Annotated in this window: 2 protein-coding genes and 1 pseudogene; 2 read left to right on the forward strand and 1 reads right to left on the reverse strand. The window is 62.1% G+C overall.

Annotated features, from left to right (window positions below; translation table 11 throughout):
* The first annotated feature begins 134 nt into the window (after positions 1-134).
* Positions 135-1,511: an efflux transporter outer membrane subunit gene (locus BU28_RS0117475; RefSeq protein ID WP_051578294.1), complete on the forward strand. Its 1,377-nt coding sequence runs from the start codon at positions 135-137 to the stop codon at positions 1,509-1,511.
* Positions 1,512-1,625: 114 nt separating this feature from the next.
* Here the strand turns inward: BU28_RS0117475 and BU28_RS25015 are convergent.
* Positions 1,626-1,841 (reverse strand): annotated as a pseudogene (locus BU28_RS25015) (transposase); the annotation flags it as partial.
* 346 nt (positions 1,842-2,187) lie between these two features.
* Between BU28_RS25015 and BU28_RS0117480 the strand changes: the two are divergent.
* Positions 2,188-2,466 (forward strand): helix-turn-helix domain-containing protein, encoded by a 279-nt coding sequence (locus BU28_RS0117480; RefSeq protein WP_028720578.1) that lies wholly within the window; start codon positions 2,188-2,190, stop codon positions 2,464-2,466.
* Positions 2,467-2,946: the final 480 nt, after the last annotated feature.

Below are 2,946 nucleotides of genomic sequence, written 5' to 3' on the forward strand. Positions count from 1 at the left end.
GCGCAGAAATCCATCGGCATCGGGGTTCTGGGCGGCATCGCGACATCGGCTGTCATCGGCATCTTCCTGGTCGCCGTGTTCTATGTCGTGGTCCTCAGGACCGTGAAGCTTCTTACCAGAAAGAGAGCCAAGACGTGATTTTCCCCTCCCGCTTCCTCGGCCCGGCGCTGCTGCTTCTGGCGGCGGGCTGCACAGCCGTCGGGCCCGATCCCGACGACCGCCCCGCAATCCCCCTGCCCGCCACATTTGCCGCAGGCGAGACGACACCCGCGGGCAAGGTTGCTAACCGCGCTTTCTGGGCCGAATATCGCGACTCGGTGTTGAACGAGCTGATCGCGCGCGGGCTGAAACAGAACCTGGACGAGGCCGCCGCCCGCGAGCGCATCCGCGCTGCCGCCGCCGATCTGCGCGGCACTGGAGTGCTGGCAACTCAGATGTCAGGCACAGCCGAGACCTCGCGCGAGCGCGGTTCGACCGCAGGCGCGGCGGTGCAGGACGTCGGCACCTCAAGCCTCAGCGCGAATTTCGTCTTCGACCTGTTCGGCGGCGCCCGGCGCGAGCGACAAGGTGCAAAGGCTAGCCTTGAGGCAGCCAAAGCAGATCTCGGGACGGCGCGGTTAGCCTGGATCGCGGAGCTGATCGACGCCTACAGCGACGCGCGCTACTACCAGCAGGCATTGACGCTTACGCGACAGACGGTTTCGAGCCGCGAGGAGACCGTCCGCATCACCCGCGAGCAGCGGGAATTCGGCGTTGTCAGCGAGTTCGATATGGCCCAGGCTGAAGCGCTCCTTGCTGCTGCGCGGGCCGAGCTGCCGGGCTATGAGGCACAGTTCAATGCGCAGGTGTTTAGCATCGCGACCTTGCTTAACGAGCCTGCTTCCTCGGTGCAGGCACAGATGCGGCGCGGAGCGGGGCAACCACGTATTCCGGGCAGCGCCCGTGCCGGCGTGCCGGCCGATCTGCTGCGCAACCGTCCTGATGTGCGCTCGGCCGAATATGATCTGGCCGCCGCATTGGCGGCGGTTGGGGTGGCAACGGCCGATCTGCTGCCCTCGCTGACGCTGACGGGCTCGGTCAGCGAAAGCGGCGGGGCGAAGTCCTGGGGCTTTGGGCCGGCGATCTCCTTTCCAGTACTGAGCCAGGGCGCGCTGCAAGCCACCCGCGCGCGCCGCGTCGCCGAAGCGCGCGAGGCCGAGATTGCTTGGCGGGCCAGCGTATCAGAGGCGGTTGAGGACGTGCAGGTAGCGCAGTCGAACCTGCGCCGCTATCGTGAGCAGACCTCCGCCTTGGAACGCGCGGCTTCTGCCTATAATCGCGCCTACCAATTGGCCCGGACGAGCTTTGCCGAGGGCGGGCTGGCGCTTCTGGACTTGCTGGATTCCGACCGCTCGACGGCGAGCGCACGGCTCTCCGCCGCTTCAGCCCGAAACGAGGCTGCCAAGGAATGGGCAGCGTTACAGATCGCGATGGGCGCCGGCGCCGGAGAGGTGGTGCTGGTTAGCCGCTAGCAAGGTGCTGATTTAGTTCCCCGCTACGAACGTTGTTCTTTGCTCTGATAGGACATCTGCTTGTTCATCTGGCCTGGCTGGCGGGTTCAGTCTGCTGGCAGCGTCATCTTCTGTTCATGCAGCAAGCAGCTTCGGCAGTCTGGCGAGATTTCCTGCGGCCAGGGTCATGATGAAGTGGGCACGTGCGCGCTCGATGCCTCGAACGGCGGTTTGAGCACCCCCTCCGATGGTTTTGGCCCAGCCGAAAGCCTCCTCGATCCGTTTGCGATGCCTGAGGGACAGGGCATAGCCCTTGTTGTGCCGGGTGGTGCGTCCGTCGATTGCTGGGCTACATGCAGGCATGCAGACAGTAGCGGAACCCCTACCTTCACCCGACAGACCAAAAAGCTGTTCAATGAAGACGAGAAGCGGGAACTGATCGCTTTTCTGGCCGAGAACCCCATGGTCGGTGATGAGATCCTTGGCACGGGTGGGGTGCGCAAGGTCCGGTTCGCGGCCTCAGGTCGAGGCAAACAGGGCGGTGCTCGGGTGATCTCTACTACTATCTGGATGAAACCATGCACGCTTTACGCTTGCTGGCCTATGCCAAGAACGCGAGAAGCGACATGACCTCGGATAAAAAGCGCACGGTGGCCGCGCTGGCCACGGCGCTGAGGGCTGCATGGAAGGAAAGGAAATGAGCACGTTTGGCGATGATCTGATCCATGCCATGGGCGAGGCACTGGCCCATGCCAAGGGAGAAGGCCCCGCAGTTCTGCACGAGCCGGTCGATCCGCGCGAGGTCAGAATGCGGGCGAAGCTGACACAGGCGCAAATGGCCCCGTTGATGGGGATGAGCCTTTCGGGGTATCGAAAGTGGGAACAGTGTCAGCGTCGCGTCTCTGGTCCTGCTGCCACGCTGCTGCGGGTGATCGAGAAAGAGCCCGGTGCGGTGCAGCGCGCCTTGGCGGGTTAACCCTGAGCGCGTCTAGTAGATGGAAGCCGACTAGAAACTACCCACCTCTTGCATGGTCGGATGGATGTCGGCCAGCAGGCGTTAAGTGAAACAATAGGCAATCGACGAAAAACGCGCTAGCCAAACCCACTGGATTCGTTCAAGATTCGGATGGAGAACAAAGCAAGACTTCAGGAAATTTCATATGTGGTGATAAGAGGCAGATAGTTCTGCCTTTTTGATCACGGAAGTTGCCTCTTGAAGAGGCTGGCATTTCCACAAATGATTGAATCATAATGGAATAATACTGCTCACTCGACGAGTATGCAGGTAGGTCGATTCATACTGCCGCGTGTTCGTCTGCTGTGCAGCGTCTTGTATTTAGATCGACGATAAGGGCGGAAAGCCGTCTGACGGCACAGCAGCATGGCAGGCGCAGCAATACACGGAAACGGCTCTGATGATGTGACCGCCCCCCCCGACGGCTTCGCTGTGCCAGGG

This window comes from Paracoccus yeei ATCC BAA-599, from assembly GCF_000622145.1.
Lineage (GTDB): Bacteria > Pseudomonadota > Alphaproteobacteria > Rhodobacterales > Rhodobacteraceae > Paracoccus > Paracoccus yeei.